The organism is Bacteroidia bacterium, assembly GCA_033391075.1.
In the GTDB taxonomy this organism is placed as follows: domain Bacteria; phylum Bacteroidota; class Bacteroidia; order J057; family J057; genus JAWPMV01.
The window spans coordinates 1,128,932-1,142,924 of record JAWPMV010000001.1 but is presented as its reverse complement, the minus strand read 5'-3'; the positions used below and the strand labels follow the sequence as shown (position 1 = coordinate 1,142,924).

13 protein-coding genes and 7 tRNA genes are annotated in these 13,993 nt (G+C 41.4%); 11 read left to right on the top strand and 9 right to left on the bottom strand.

Annotated elements, in window-relative coordinates; translation table 11 throughout:
• Positions 1–3 precede the first annotated feature (3 nt).
• Positions 4–1,344, bottom strand: a complete 1,341-nt coding sequence (locus R8P61_04555; GenBank protein MDW3646308.1) for a sigma-54 dependent transcriptional regulator — start codon at positions 1,342–1,344, stop codon at positions 4–6.
• Positions 1,345–2,461: 1,117 nt separating this feature from the next.
• On the opposite strand from R8P61_04555, the gene R8P61_04550 reads away from it, so the two are divergent.
• The 7 genes from R8P61_04550 (at position 2,462) to R8P61_04520 (ending at position 3,307) form a co-directional block, all read left to right on the top strand.
• Positions 2,462–2,534, top strand: a tRNA-Phe gene (locus tag R8P61_04550).
• A 103-nt stretch (positions 2,535–2,637) separates the two neighbouring features.
• Positions 2,638–2,711: transfer RNA gene (locus tag R8P61_04545), tRNA-Asp, on the top strand.
• 52 nt (positions 2,712–2,763) lie between these two features.
• Positions 2,764–2,839: transfer RNA gene (locus R8P61_04540), tRNA-Pro, on the top strand.
• A gap of 30 nt (positions 2,840–2,869) precedes the next feature.
• Positions 2,870–2,942 (top strand) — tRNA-Glu (locus R8P61_04535).
• 141 nt (positions 2,943–3,083) lie between these two features.
• Positions 3,084–3,155 (top strand) — tRNA-His (locus R8P61_04530).
• Positions 3,156–3,158: 3 nt separating this feature from the next.
• Positions 3,159–3,231: transfer RNA gene (locus R8P61_04525), tRNA-Arg, on the top strand.
• A gap of 5 nt (positions 3,232–3,236) precedes the next feature.
• Positions 3,237–3,307: transfer RNA gene (locus tag R8P61_04520), tRNA-Gln, on the top strand.
• A gap of 86 nt (positions 3,308–3,393) precedes the next feature.
• Here R8P61_04520 and R8P61_04515 read toward each other — a convergent pair.
• The 4 genes from R8P61_04515 to R8P61_04500 all read right to left on the bottom strand — a co-directional run bounded on the left by R8P61_04515 (position 3,394) and on the right by R8P61_04500 (position 6,380).
• Positions 3,394–4,863: an arylsulfatase gene (locus R8P61_04515; protein MDW3646307.1), complete on the bottom strand. Its 1,470-nt coding sequence runs from the start codon at positions 4,861–4,863 to the stop codon at positions 3,394–3,396.
• A gap of 76 nt (positions 4,864–4,939) precedes the next feature.
• Positions 4,940–5,350, bottom strand: a complete 411-nt coding sequence (locus R8P61_04510; GenBank protein MDW3646306.1) for a DUF3052 domain-containing protein — start codon at positions 5,348–5,350, stop codon at positions 4,940–4,942.
• Between the two features lie 32 nt (positions 5,351–5,382).
• A complete protein-coding gene (locus R8P61_04505; GenBank protein ID MDW3646305.1) occupies positions 5,383–5,745 on the bottom strand; it encodes a DUF4406 domain-containing protein in 363 nt (120 codons plus the stop codon).
• 53 nt (positions 5,746–5,798) lie between these two features.
• Positions 5,799–6,380 (bottom strand): Crp/Fnr family transcriptional regulator, encoded by a 582-nt coding sequence (locus R8P61_04500; protein ID MDW3646304.1) that lies wholly within the window; start codon positions 6,378–6,380, stop codon positions 5,799–5,801.
• Positions 6,381–6,487: 107 nt separating this feature from the next.
• On the opposite strand from R8P61_04500, the gene R8P61_04495 reads away from it, so the two are divergent.
• The 4 genes from R8P61_04495 (at position 6,488) to R8P61_04480 (ending at position 9,284) form a co-directional block, all read left to right on the top strand.
• Positions 6,488–7,345, top strand: a complete 858-nt coding sequence (locus R8P61_04495; GenBank protein ID MDW3646303.1) for an AraC family transcriptional regulator — start codon at positions 6,488–6,490, stop codon at positions 7,343–7,345.
• A gap of 191 nt (positions 7,346–7,536) precedes the next feature.
• Positions 7,537–7,881 carry a hypothetical protein gene (locus R8P61_04490; protein MDW3646302.1) on the top strand — a complete coding sequence of 115 codons (345 nt, stop codon included), beginning with the start codon at positions 7,537–7,539 and terminating at the stop codon, positions 7,879–7,881.
• Between the two features lies 1 nt (position 7,882).
• Positions 7,883–8,398 (top strand): anthrone oxygenase family protein, encoded by a 516-nt coding sequence (locus R8P61_04485; GenBank protein MDW3646301.1) that lies wholly within the window; start codon positions 7,883–7,885, stop codon positions 8,396–8,398.
• A 40-nt stretch (positions 8,399–8,438) separates the two neighbouring features.
• Positions 8,439–9,284, top strand: coding sequence for an NAD(P)H-binding protein (locus R8P61_04480; GenBank protein MDW3646300.1), 846 nt, complete (start codon positions 8,439–8,441; stop codon positions 9,282–9,284).
• Between the two features lie 206 nt (positions 9,285–9,490).
• Here the strand turns inward: R8P61_04480 and R8P61_04475 are convergent, their stop codons facing one another.
• The 4 genes from R8P61_04475 to R8P61_04460 all read right to left on the bottom strand — a co-directional run bounded on the left by R8P61_04475 (position 9,491) and on the right by R8P61_04460 (position 13,806).
• Positions 9,491–10,456 carry an IS110 family transposase gene (locus tag R8P61_04475; protein MDW3646299.1) on the bottom strand — a complete coding sequence of 322 codons (966 nt, stop codon included), beginning with the start codon at positions 10,454–10,456 and terminating at the stop codon, positions 9,491–9,493.
• A gap of 248 nt (positions 10,457–10,704) precedes the next feature.
• Positions 10,705–12,267: a hypothetical protein gene (locus R8P61_04470; GenBank protein ID MDW3646298.1), complete on the bottom strand. Its 1,563-nt coding sequence runs from the start codon at positions 12,265–12,267 to the stop codon at positions 10,705–10,707.
• Positions 12,268–12,316: 49 nt separating this feature from the next.
• On the bottom strand, positions 12,317–12,643 hold the full coding sequence (locus R8P61_04465; GenBank protein MDW3646297.1) for a hypothetical protein: 327 nt from the start codon (positions 12,641–12,643) through the stop codon (positions 12,317–12,319).
• Positions 12,644–12,714: 71 nt separating this feature from the next.
• The gene (locus R8P61_04460; GenBank protein MDW3646296.1) at positions 12,715–13,806 is read right to left on the bottom strand and encodes a DUF4097 family beta strand repeat-containing protein; all 1,092 of its coding nucleotides are present in this window, start codon (positions 13,804–13,806) and stop codon (positions 12,715–12,717) included.
• Between the last annotated feature and the right edge of the window lie 187 nt (positions 13,807–13,993).

Below are 13,993 nucleotides of genomic sequence, written 5' to 3'. Positions count from 1 at the left end.
TCCTTATTTAATGCTTAATTCCTCGTCTTTTATCATTTGATAAATTTTCGATTTGCCAATTTCCAGTTTATCGGCAACCTTCATCACATTGTACTCATATTTATCCAGGTAATGCTGGATGATCTTGCGGGTATATCCTCTTAGGGTATCTGCTTCCATCAATAAATCACCCATCCCATCCAATTGATTGAAGGTGATGTCTTCGACCTCTATTTGCTCTCCTTCTGCCATTACAGCTGCCAACTCAACTACAGATTTCAATTCCCGAACATTACCGGGATAGTGATAACTCATCAATTTATTTTTAGCCTCTCGGCTAAGCAAAATGGGGGTTTGATTTCCTTTGGAAAAGCTTTCTAAAAATACTTTGGCCAAGAGTAATATATCTTTCCCTCGATCCCTTAATGGAGGAAGCTCAACTGGTAGTCCCAGTAATCGATAATACAAGTCTTGTCGAAAACTTCCATTTTTTACTTCCTCTGCAAGATTTTTATGAGTAGCAGAGATAATTCGGACATCTACTTCGATTGCTTTATTTCCCCCAACCCTTATCACCTTTCTTTCCTGCAGAACGCGTAGGAGTTTAGCCTGCACATTCAAATCCAGCTCTCCTATCTCATCCAAAAAAATGCTTCCTCCATGGGCTTCTTCAAATCTTCCTATTCGCGTATTCATGGCGCCGGTAAAGGCTCCTTTTTCATGTCCGAAAAGTTCTGATTCTATAAGCTCACGTGGAATGGCAGCCATGTTAACGGCTACAAATTTTTCCTTCTTTCTCGCAGAATTGAAATGTATGGCATTTGCCACTACTTCTTTACCTGTACCCGTTTCCCCACTTATTGTGACATTGATACTGGTTTTGGCGGCTTTGGATATTTTGCGGAAAGATTTTTTTATCGCCTCACTTTCTCCAATTATGCTCTGAGAAAAATCATATTTCTCCTGAACTTTTTCCCTTAGTACCTCGACTTCTTTCTTTAGCTTGTTCTCCCCCTTCAGATGGCGAAAGGTGTTCCATATTCGGTCCTTGATGTCATCGTCCTTTACGATATAATCATAGGCTCCTTCTTTCAGCATAGCAATGGCAGTCCCAACATCTTGCTGGGAAGAAATAATTACTACCCTGCTTTCCGGGCTTCTTGCTTTAACTTTCGCCAATAAATCTCTACCATTCATATCCGGTAAAGAATAATCAAGGGAAATCACATCAGGATGGAGGTGCAATTGATCCAGAACCGCTTGCCCTGTTTCAAATTTCCTGACTTCATTATCAGGATTCTGTTCCAGAACGAATTCAATCAGATTTGCGAAAAATGGATCATCCTCAACGATAAATATTCTCATGCTATAAGGCCATTATGCTTTTCTTATCAGTTTTTCGACCTAATTCATCAATTTCAATATTTTCTATCAAAATTAATATCCAAGTGTCCGGATAATGTTACATTCTTAGGAGGCTTTTGTTATACAAGAGGTAGATAGATCTTTAACTCATATGAAAAGGCATTTAAAGTAAGCAGATTGTATCGACAATAAAATTGACTTCCTCTTTTATATGGAGAGTATTCTTTAGCGGGAGTCACAGGAAAATGAAAATTAAGCTAAGATTTCAGCTAGATTTTCCTGCTTTTTTACCTATTCTAATTAGGTGAAAGGGATTTCCTGGCAGTACATTTGAATTATAAATATGCATAGAGCTTAGTTTCTTTTTTAAAGATTTCGGGACTATCGATGGCAGGATAGACGATTATAGAAAGAAAAAGATAAGATTTGCGCTACTTGTTTTTGTATAAATAAAGTGCAAAAGCAACCTTTGCGCATTATCTAATCGTATAGAAAATAGTGAATCTAAAAAAATGAAAAAGATAAATTCATATTTGAACAAGCAGTCTAGCGACTTTATCGACTTTCGCCATGAACCGAAAGACCGAAAAGGACGCCTTATATCTGTTTGTTATATATGATAAACCTCTCTTTCTACTAAAGATATTTAGCGTCCAAAGAAATTTGGACGCTTTTTTTATGCAAAAAATTCAAAAAAAATGTTTCGACCCGAAAAATAGATAGACTTAGCGCATGAACCGACAAACAATTGAGAGACAGACAATTGTACAATCATGACGAAAACGTTGAAAAACGAAGGGATACCCCTTGCCCAAAACATTACATAAAACATTGATTATCAATAATTTAATTTAAATTTTTCTTGCATTTTTGTGAAACATTCCTGTGCTTTGCATCGTCTAATCAGACAAACATTTTAAATCTCATGATAAATTTTGATCACATATATGAAGGTTCTATGCATCCGCAGACTGTACATGAACAGTTTCAGGATCGACCCGGCTTTCAAATTGCAAAAAGAGAGGAGGATAATTATCCGGATTAGTCTATCACATCCATAGATTGATATGCCGGCATCTCCTTTCCAAGAGATGCTTTTTTTGTGCTCAAATTTTTAGGAGCAGTGGTAAAGCGGTTAAATACATCAGGGTGAAATCCTGAAGACACAGGTTCGAATCCTGTCTGCTCCACGAAGGGAAGTGTTAGTGTATTTGAGTTTTAGGGTGTTAGTGAGAACACATAATTTAACCCTAATACTCTTACACCCAAACACGCTAACACTTCCCCCTTCACAGCGCCGTGGCTCAATTGGCTAGAGCGCCCGGCTGTCTCCCGGGAGGATGCGGGTTCAAGTCCCGTCGGCGTTGCGAAAGAATCTAGCAGTAGTGCGAAAGGAGAATACTCGCGTACTGCATCTATCAGGGAAGAGAACGGTTGGTTGTTTGCCCGCCTTGGACGCGGGAGGTCGCAGGTTCGAATCCTGTTTCCCTGACCAGCACCTTTCCATAAGGAAAGAAGCACCTAAGCTCCGTTCGTATAATGGCTTAGTACACCTGGCTTTCTACCAGGAAATAGGGGTTCGATTCCCCTACGGAGTACGAGACAAATCTGCTGGCTCCCCTTCTGGGGGAGCTGGCATGAAAAACAAGAAAAGAGAAAGTGCAAGCGCAAATTCAAGTATCAAGTGCCAGTACGAAACGGGAACACAAGAACACTTGAACACATGCGCACTGCATATGGTGTGGTTATGCTAATGGTAAGCAGCCTGACTGTGAATCAGGTGATGGGGTTCGAATCCCCGCCAGCACCCAAAAGGGCTTGTAGTTCAATTGGAAAGAACCCCTGAGTACGAATCAGGAGATGAGCGTTCGAATCGTTCCAAGCCTTCACATTGAGACATGGTATAAGGGTAGTACAGGAGTCTTTGACACTCCAAGTGCAGGTTCGAATCCTGCTGTCTCAACGATTGCACCGAAGGTTCACAGGGGCGTGTTCTGGTGTTCTTGTCCTCGGGTTAAATTTTCCAGAACATATGAACACAAGAGCACCTTAATTCTTCCCTAAATACGTCCCCTGCCCAAAGGTAAAAACCTCTGAAGGTGTCCTTGCAGACTTCAATATCTCCTCCATTTCCTGGACGATATCGGGATGCTGCTCAGCCAGATTATTTTCTTCGCCTATATCTACAGAAAGATCATATAACTCCAACGGACCATCAGGATTTTTCAGCACATTGTATCGAACGCCTTTCCAATTTCCTTTTCTAACTGCCTGCCTTCCTCCTCTTTCGTGAAATTCCCAGTAGAGATATTCATGAGATTGCTGTTTCTCCTTCTCCCCCAACAAAGTAGGAACGAATGATAAGCCATCGACTGCTACTGGGATTTCCAGTCCTGCAAGTTCGGCTACCGTCGGAAAAACATCCCAGAAGGCAGAGATATGATCACTGGAAGTTCCTGCAGCAATTTTGCCCGGCCAACTCGCGATCATGGGCACGCGGATACCTCCTTCATACAAATCCCTTTTAAATCCTTTAAGTTTTCCATTGCTATCAAAATACTCGGGATCGGCTCCTCCTTCTCTATGGGGACCATTATCAGAGGTAAAAATGATGAGGGTATTTTCTCGCAATCCTAATTCATCGACCTTGGAGATGATCTCCCCTACTTGTTGATCGAGTAGGTCAATCATGGCTACAAAAGCCGCATGAGATTCTTGCTGGGATTCATAAGGGCCTTGTCGATAATTTTCCCCATCATCCGTTCCTTTATACTCTTTTTCAGGAGGAAATTTTCCTCTATACTTTTCCATGTATTTTTCTGGAGCAATCAATTCTGCATGGGGGATGATGTTGGGGACGAAAAGGAAAAAGGGATCTTTCTGGTGATCTTCTATAAATGCCAGCGTTTGTTCATGGATGAGTTCAGGCCCATAGCTTCCTTTCGCCTTGCCTGCATTATTAGGCAAATCCACTTTTGTCTGATTGTCCCATAAATAGTAGGGATAATAATGGTGGCCTAGACGTTGGCAGTTATAGCCATAAAAAGTATCAAATCCTTGATTATTGGGATCTCCTTCAGATGCGGGAAATCCCAGCCCCCATTTCCCAAAAGCTCCAGTTGCATATCCCGCATCTTTTAGCACTTCTGCCATCGTTAAAATGCTATCGGGCAATGGATGCTGTCCTTCCGGACGAACTTCCTTATTTCCCCGAATAAAAGTATGCCCCGTATGTAAGCCGGTCATGAGGGCAGAACGAGAAGGTGCACAAACCGTACTTCCCGAATAATGCTGCGTAAACAACATACCCTCGGCAGCCAGTTTATCAATATTAGGGGTAGAGAAATTTGTCTGTCCATAGACGCTCAAATCTCCATAACCCAAATCATCAGCCAGAATATATATGATATTGGGGAGTTCTTGGGAGGCTGATTCCTGCGAATCACTAGTGGAATTTTCTCCTGTTGCAGAGCAGCCCAGGATGCATAATGCAATTCCGAGAAAAGTAAAGAATTTCATTTGTAGGGTAATAGTAGCGTTTATATTACCCTAATATACCAATAAGAATTTTTGACACGAATTTTAGGATCCGGGATTAGCGGTCTTTCACCCGATACACAAACTTCAGTCCACTCCAATCCTCATCAATAGCTGCAACTTTCACATCTACCAGACCTATACTCAGAAGGTGATCCCTAATAGGTTCGCGCTTGAGATCAGTCGGTATTTTAGACTTCCCTTTCGGCCAACTCACCCACATCAATCCTGTCTTTTTCAAGTAAGATTTATGTAGTTCTGCTTTCGCCTCCAAATCGCTCATCTCTGTACAAAAAAGGTGAATAAAATCTACTCCTTCTTCCAGGCCTACTTCCAAGATTTGTAGATCTTGAGGCAAATCTGCAAAAAGTTCAAAATAGTGATCAGGGGCCTGATGAAGCAGCATACTAAATCCAGGCTTGATACCCAGCTTCTTTGCAAGGGGAGTTTGAGAATATCCGGCTGACATAAAATGTGTGCTGAAATGATCATGAACCGATTCTATTGATCAGATTCATCAGGTATATCAGCTAAGTTATAGAAAATCTGCAAACCGAGTTTCTTTCCGACTTCTACATCCATATCCGCACCATTTGAAGCACCTTCAATCCGTAAAATAGCATCACAACTCCTCAAAATGCGGTGTGCAATAGGATAAGAGATCTTGTCATAAATTTCATCTCCCACTTCTTTTGATCCCGCCAATTTCATTAACGGCAATGCAAACCATTCACCAATTACAGGTACATGCCCTTTTTCAAAAATTGCCAAAGCAGGAGCTTCCAATTTGTCGAGGTTTGCTTTAATGAGCGAAGGTTCATCATTGGTCCCACTACGATAGGGACCAGAAATCATAATCATCATAGGTCTTTTTTTATAAAGATGGTTGATGAGTAGGAGAAAAATCTTAAGCTAACTTAAGAATTCTTTTGCTGGGCCTTCTTTTTGGTAAAGCTGAGGAATTCGGGCGTGATACCCAGATAAGAAGCGATATGTTTTTGAGAGACCAATTGTTCTATGCGGGGATATTTGCTAATGTATTTTTGGTAGCGCGCTTCAGCTGAACAGGTCAAATGTTCAAGCATACGCGTCTGTTCACGGATGTAGGCATTTTGCATGAGGATGCGAAAAAGGCGTTCAAATTTTGGAATCTCTTCAAAAAGTTGATCAAAACTGGCTTTTGAAATCTCCCCTACCTCGCTTTCCTCCAGGGCTTGAATATGGGTATCAGCAGGAAGTTGATGGATGAAGCAGCGCATATCTGTGATCCACCAATCTGCAAAAGCAAACATAATAGTGCTTTCCTTTTGATCAGGCCCCTCATAATAGCAGCGCAGACTCCCTTTGTTCACAAAATAGATAGACCTGCATAGTTCTCCCTGTCTTTGAAGGAAGTCTTTTCTTTTCAGACGCTTTTTTTTGAGCAAGGAAAGGACAAAAGCTTCTTCTCTTTCATCCAACTCAATATGTCTCCCAATATTTTCTAGCAAGCGAAGCATCCCGCGATTTTTCAAATAAGAAGCTGATTATTTTTCCTGCCTCCAAACCGATTTTTTAATTTCCGTATACAGAAAGTAAATATTCCTGATTTTATGTATCATTGTTTATGACCCGAGATATAATCGATATCAATGATTTCACCATTCTTGTCGAAGAATCTCAGGCAATTGAGGTTACCACCGATGCCTGTACCTTTGATGAAGAAGTTGTTGCTGTAGCTTTTTATGGAGAAGGAAATGTAGACCTTCGGGTAAAGTATGGCGATAAGCATAAAGATTTTACACATACCAAAGGTATGGCTCTTTCCTTTTATGCCGATGATCAGGTTGAATTTGTGCATACGGTTTCAGCAGAGAAAGTCCTGAATTCCATTGTTATCGTTACCTCTCTGAAAAATCTGGAAAAACTCCCCAATCAGGAGGGCGAATTATTTTCCGAATTCCTCTATCAATTGACACATCCCACAGATCATTATGTAGAGGGACCTGTTTTTTTCATGAGTCCTGAGATGCATAATATTCTAGATCAGCTTTTTAATTGTCGCTTTGAGGGAAAGACGAGAATGATGTTCTTTCGAAGTCAGATAACTGCCTTACTTTCTCATTTTTTTGGAGAATTGGCAGTGTTGAAAGAAAAGAGAATCAAGTCGGATGAAAGGCAAAAGATTTTCGAAGCCAAAGAAATTCTCGCCAATAATCTGGAAACTCCTCCCTCTCTATCTGAACTATCTCGACTGATTGGCCTGAACAGTTTCAAGTTAAAAAAGAACTTTAAAGAAGTATTCGGAGTTCCGGTTTTCAAATACTTGCAAAACGAACGACTCTCAAAAGCTCATGACTTATTGAGAAAGCAGGAATTCAGTGTGCAAGAAGCGGCCTGGCAGGTAGGCTACGATAGTCTCAGCTCCTTTTCCAATGCTTTTGCTAAGAAGTATGGATATAGGCCTAGTGAAATCCGGATATAAGAAATAAATGAATATTAAGAAACGGAGAAGGTAAAAGCTTAGAAATAGCTGCTGAGTTTTTCATTTCCAGTCTCTTATTTGCACTTCCCACCCCAATTATCCTTTTCGAACAAATCATACTCCTTTTGGGACCAATGACTTCTTTGTGAAGGCCCCAACTTTGTTTCATCAAACAATTAGTACACAGAAAGATGAAACAAATAACACAAAATCTAAGTCGAAGTCTGGTCCTAATCTGGGGACTATTTATGCTTCCTTCCTTTATCGTTTGGGGACCGGGTTCCGAAAGCCTGCCTCCGGAAGAACTCAAACAAGCTGCATTCGAAATTCTTAAGGCAAAATGCAATGTCTGCCATCAAAAGCAGAATCCTAGAAGGGTTTTTAGCCTGGAGAATATGGAAGAACTGGCTCCCAGGATTTACAAACAGGTCTTCGTCAAAAAGCGCATGCCCAGAGGCAGAAAAATCAAGCTGACTCAAGCCGAATACGATACCCTCCAAAACTGGATCAATTCACAATCATTTATACAGAAATAAAATGGAATTCACCTTAAAAGGCAGCTCTCTGTTTGTTGCCATCCTCCTGACGGGACTTTCTGCAGGTCTATTCTATGCATGGGAAGTCTCAGTGATCCCTGGAACCAAACGCATTGATGACCATGCCTATGTTGAAAGCATGCAATCCATCAATCGAGCAATCCTGAACCCGGCCTTTTATGCCATCTTTTTTGGTAGCCTGATTTTCCTCCTGCTCAACACCTATGCACAACTTCAATCCGGTATGGGCCTGGCATTTTACCTGATCCTGGGCGCAACATTATCCTACCTTATCGGAACCTTTGGCGTAACCGCTTTTGGTAATGTTCCCCTAAACGATGGACTGGATATCCTACAGATAGAAGAATTGAGCAAAGAAGCGCTTCATGAGATCAGGCATTCCTACGAGCTACAATGGAACCGTTTGCACAGCATCCGCACCTATTTTTCTCTCCTGGCCCTACTCTTAAGCCTATTGGCTGCTTTCACGGACAAAGAACACAGTCTTCAACTATAAAACATTCAAGATTCACCTATAACATTCAAACCATAAGATTATGAAAGACAAGATATTAGTCATCGGCGGAACGGGTAAAACCGGAAGAAAAGTAGTTAAAAAACTACAAAATAAGGGAATCGAAGTCCGAATCGGTTCGAGAAGTGCAAGTCCTTCTTTTGATTGGCAAAAACCGCAAGGATGGGCGGCAGCACTGGCAGAAATGGATAAAGTATATATCACTTTTCAACCTGACCTGGCAGTTCCCGGTGCGAAAGAAGCAATAGAACAATTGGTAAAGGAATCACAGAAAGCTGGAATCAAAAAGCTTGTTTTACTTTCCGGGAAAGGCGAGAGAGAAGCAGAACTTTGCGAACAGATTGTGATCAACTCAGGCATAGCCTATACCATCATTCGAGCGAGCTGGTTTAGCCAGAATTTCAGCGAGAGCTTTTTTCTTGAACCCATCCAGGCAGGTCATGTAGCAACTGCCCAGGCTGATGCTCAGATACCTTTTGTGGATACAGATGATATTTCTGATGTGGCTTTGGAAGTTCTGCTCAGTTCAGCACATGACGGACAACTTTATGAATTAACTGGCGCTCGCAGCTTGAGCTTTAAAGAAGTTGTAGCAGAAATTGCGGAGGTGACTGGAAGAGAAATTGCTTTTACCCCTGTCAGTCTGGAAGCCTATCGAAAGATGTTAGAGGAAGCAGGAGTACCAGCAGATTATGTTTGGCTGGTCAACTACCTCTTTGCAGAGGTGATCGGTGATCCTGCTGTTTCAGAGATTAGCCATGATATTGAAAAGGTATTGGGACGAAAGCCCAAAGATTTTTCGACCTACGTTACAGAAACAGCTGCGACAGGGATTTGGAATCCCAAAATACATATTCCTTCAGCCTAAGGAATCGCTATATGTGTGTAAGGCAGGCCATAGGCCTGCCTTTTTGTTTTTTTATGCGGCGGGTAAGATTTGGAAAGGCAAACCAAAAGGTATCTTCCTGAGCTAAGGCGAAGGACCTAAATTCTTAGGCCCCCCTTTTTCACCTTCCTACAAACTTCCTGTCACCCCAACTCTAGTATTTAGGCCGGGATGTACTGTAGTAAAAGTCAAATAAAATTGGGATTAAATTGAGTTCTATTTTTAGCTACAGCAAAAGCCTGCCTTAAGAGTTTATGAGCAACGGCGACTCTAATGACTTTATGATGTTTACCCTTTTGTTTCATATTTTCTACCATAGATTGACAAAGAGGATTTACTTTCATCGCGGAAAAGGCTCCCATATAGAGATACTTTCTTGCCAAGGCCTGCCCCATTTTTACGATCCTCTCTTTTCCCTTTACAGAGCTACCCGATGTGAAAATACGAGGACATAATCCCAAATAAGCGACCAATTGTTTGGCAGACTCAAATCGGCTAAAGTCATGGGTAATACAGATCAACAAACAAGCGGTCTTAGGTCCTATACCTGGGATGCTCATAAGCGACTGATAGCTTTGTGAACAATGCTCTTTACTAAGGCTGAGCATCTGTTGCTCCAGCCGCTTGATCGAAGCTTGTAGTTGTTCAATCAGATAAAGCTGCTGACTTCTTACCAAAGGATCCACTATGGGAACTTGATCCATAGCCTCGAACTGATTACGAAGCATCTGGAGCTGTTTTTGAAATAGGTTAATGCTAGTCAAAAACTGCTGTAAGCGGAGAAAAATAGCCGCTGGAGGCTGCCAGGGCTTAATAAAGCTTCGGTGATCCCGTCCATATTGAGCAATTAAGCGCGCGTCTTGCTGATCGGTCTTGGTTCGCCTTAATTGCATCTGACTGTAGCGGCGAATGACCAGGGGATTAACTACACTTAGTTTAATCCCATGCTGATGTAAACTAAAGGCCAGGGATAAATAATAGGGACCACTTGCTTCCATGACACAGAGATCTCCTTGAGAGAGGACTTCGATAAATTTACAATGGCCCGAAGCAGTATTGGAATAGCTTTTTACCCAGCTTTTCCCACTATCATTAAGACAGACTACTTCAAAGCTTTTTTTGGCAATGTCGATTCCATATACGTTATTATCCATAATCCTATATTTGAGCAGCTCTGATTCGAACTTATCAATCCTACATTCTGGCTCTTAGCCTACTGTACTGTTCTAGTTTTGAATCAGAGGGAGAGGGAAACCAACATCCCGGACGGTTTTTTAAACCAATGACACTTAACGGATTTATCCCCTCTCCTTTTGCTGCTTATTCAAATACCACAAACTAAGAATTCTTTTCTTCCCTAGCTCTTAGGCAAGTATAGGATGACAAAGAGTATTTGAAAGTCTTATTGATCGATCCAATACTTCCTCAATTGAAGCTGCTCAGCGCTTGCCGCTTCATTCTCTGACAAAATCAAGGTCCCTTCATTATACTTGAAGCCTACTCTTTCGAAATAATCTTTAAGGGGCAAAGGAGTTGTCCCCTCGATGTATTGCTCAATGAAATTTCTCATACCCGGCCATTTGGTCAAAGCAATGATTTCCTCAAAGAATTCATCATCCTTAAAGGCTCGATCAGGGCCATATTTTGCCAATAATTGAGCGACCATATCCTGTACGCCATACTCTCCCTTAGAATAATCCCTCAATTCTATGTCCAGGCACATATTGGTAAGGGTCCCTTTCAGGTAGACGTTGTAATACTGGTCTTGTTTGTCCATTGGACTCAGGCTGAGTTCCGTCAGGGAAAGGTCTTTATCAAACTGCTTGCTCTCTTTGATTTTTCGCTGTAATACCCGAAAGAAATCTGGCAGCTGCTGAACTTTATTTTTGATCGGCATGTGGATGGTGAAGTATTCGGTCATGCCCTCATATAGCCAGATATGCCGGGAGAATTTAGGATCATTGTAATTGTAATTGGCAATCTCTTCGGAATGTATCCCCAGCGGCATAATGGTATGGATAAATTCATGGCTGGCGATCCCATATACATTGCCTTTGATAACGTTTAGATCCAAAGGCATATACAAGAGGATCAAAGTAGATTGCTGATGTTCCAGGCCATCTCCCAGGTAGCTGTATTTGTCAGGATTGAGGTTGTGGAAAAGAAGGAAGGAGTAATTCTTTACCGGCAATTTTCCTCCCAGGTATTTTCTTTGATTTTCAATCAAGGGACGGATATGCTCTGCCAGTTCTTTCGCCAGCTTAGTACCAGAACTGGAATAAACAGCAATTTCGACTTCTATATCCGGGAATTTCAATATGCTGGTATCTGCTTTTGCATAAAGAATAGGACTATCAACCAGTTCGTGATAGGATTTGGCTTCAAAGACATCAACTAATTTGTTGCCGGACCTAGCTTGCAGACTAGTTGCACCATACATTTCGGCAGGACGTTGGATGCTGAGTTGAGCCGCTTTGTTTTCGTGGCCTTTCAGGTATCCTAACAGGCAATTGTTGTTGAGGACATAATGATCCGGGCTAAAGGAGCTACCCGCAGAGCGATAGAAATTTTCCTCCATCGTCATATCAAATACATCCCAGGTGTCATCTACCCAGTATTCAATCTTTGCCAGATTTCGGGCTCCTTCCAGACTCCAACAGTTTGTCCCTTCTTTGGAACTCCTGATCTCTTTCCCCGATGCATCATAGGCCTTAAGATTCGAGATATACTGACCAAAGTCCATAGCACCATAAATACCAGGGACAATTTTAGGAAGGCAGAACTCCATTTTATCCTCAGAAATTCCTTGTACCAGGAATACTACTTTCACCTGATCATTCTTAATGTTCTTTAAATCGACCAGGTAGCTAAAGTTGTGACTTTTATGCTGGAAAGTGGAAAGTTTTTTGGAAGTGGAGCAGCCCATGAGGGCAAACAAAAGGCTAAATAGTAGGATTCTTGTCATGTGGTGTTTTTGGAAGAATAGACTGCAAAAACCCCTATAAAGGTTGCGTCTATTCAATTAAAATTTCATCCCGATAAACATAGGTGTTTGCGTCTTCATAGCGGATCATGTAAGTACCCTTTTCAAGTTTGGAGAAGTCAAGAGTTTCTTTTTTCAAGACCGATTCTGCTTGCATCATGATCTCTTTTTCCTGTCCCTCTTCTCTATATAGCTTAAACCTAAAAGCCGGTCCATTCCCATCATTGATATAGCTCCTTGACTCATTTTCTGTTCTCAAGACAAAAATAGGTCTAATCGTCGATCTTCGGGCTCTTATTATATCCCGCTCGAGTGCAATCAGGAAGAGAATAAGGACAAAAAATAGTATAATTTCCATTGCTTATGGGTCTAAAAAAAATGCCCTTAAAGTTGAAACTTTAAGGGCGATTGTATATTTCTTAGCGAATCTTATTCGAAATCGATATTGATACTTCCACCAGAAGTACGCATTACTACTGGCATACCTCCTCCATTCATTTCTCCCTGCACATAATCCTTCTTGGCTGTACCAGAGAAATTTTTCAATTCAGCATTTACACGATTGGCTTTCAAATCCAGATCCATACCCATATTTGAAGGTACTTTCGCACGAATGCTTCCACCGCTGGTAGAAAGGTGAAGCTCTTCGCTTAAACCATTTACATCAGCTTCGATAGAACCTCCGCTGGTGCTGGCTTTGAGGAATTTAGCAGAACCATCAATGTGAATGCTTCCTCCACTGGTTTTTACATCTATTCTTTGACCTTCTACATTCTCAAGATTGATCCGTCCACCAGAGGTACGTCCCTCTACATTTCCTACTGCTCCTTCGATATTGATGCTTCCTCCACTGGTATGTGCCTGCAATTCTCCATCTACGTCTTCCACATTGATGCTACCACCAGAAGTTTTGGCTTCAACGTCTCCGTCAATATCATCTATGTGTATGCTTCCTCCACTGGTGTGCAAGCTTTGGTCTCCATTGAGGTCAGAAATTTTGATACTTCCACCACTGGTTCTGAGTTTACTTGCTATATCGTGGGGAGCTTTCACATGAAAAGAAATGCTCATTCTTTTCCAGGGCATTGTATTTCCTTTTCTCTTTGCATGAGCATAGACAGTAGAACCGCTTTTTTCTATGCGCATATCGAAACCATCTTCGAGAGACTTCATAGCATCATCAGAAGCAGCCATTACTTTTCCATTCTTTTTAACAAAAGCCTGTACTTCAACTTTGTTTCCATCGTACCCCTCTACAGTGATACCCCCACCGGAAGTAAGTACATCCAGATCACCTGAGCTCATATTAAAAGTCTCTACAAAAGTAGGGTCATTGCTATTGCTGTATTCAATCTTTACTTCTACATCCTCATGATGATCAGAGTCAACATGAACGACTACATGATCTTCGTCATGGTCCTTAAGGATGGTATCGCTGGCAAAGCTGTAAACACCGTATCCGATGATTCCGATTACAGCAAGATAGGCCAGAAGTGACTTAAGAGGTGAGGAGTTGTTCATTAGCTTGTATTAACTTGTTTTTTGTGTAAGTGTGATATCAAATGTGTGATCATGAGGCTGTTATTCATAAATGACGTAATTTTTTATGAATAGTTGGAATTCAATCCAAAAAAATTGCTTTTAATTCTTTCGAACGTCCTCCCTCAAAATATCGTTATAGAGATACCCACCATTCTTCCGAGAACCC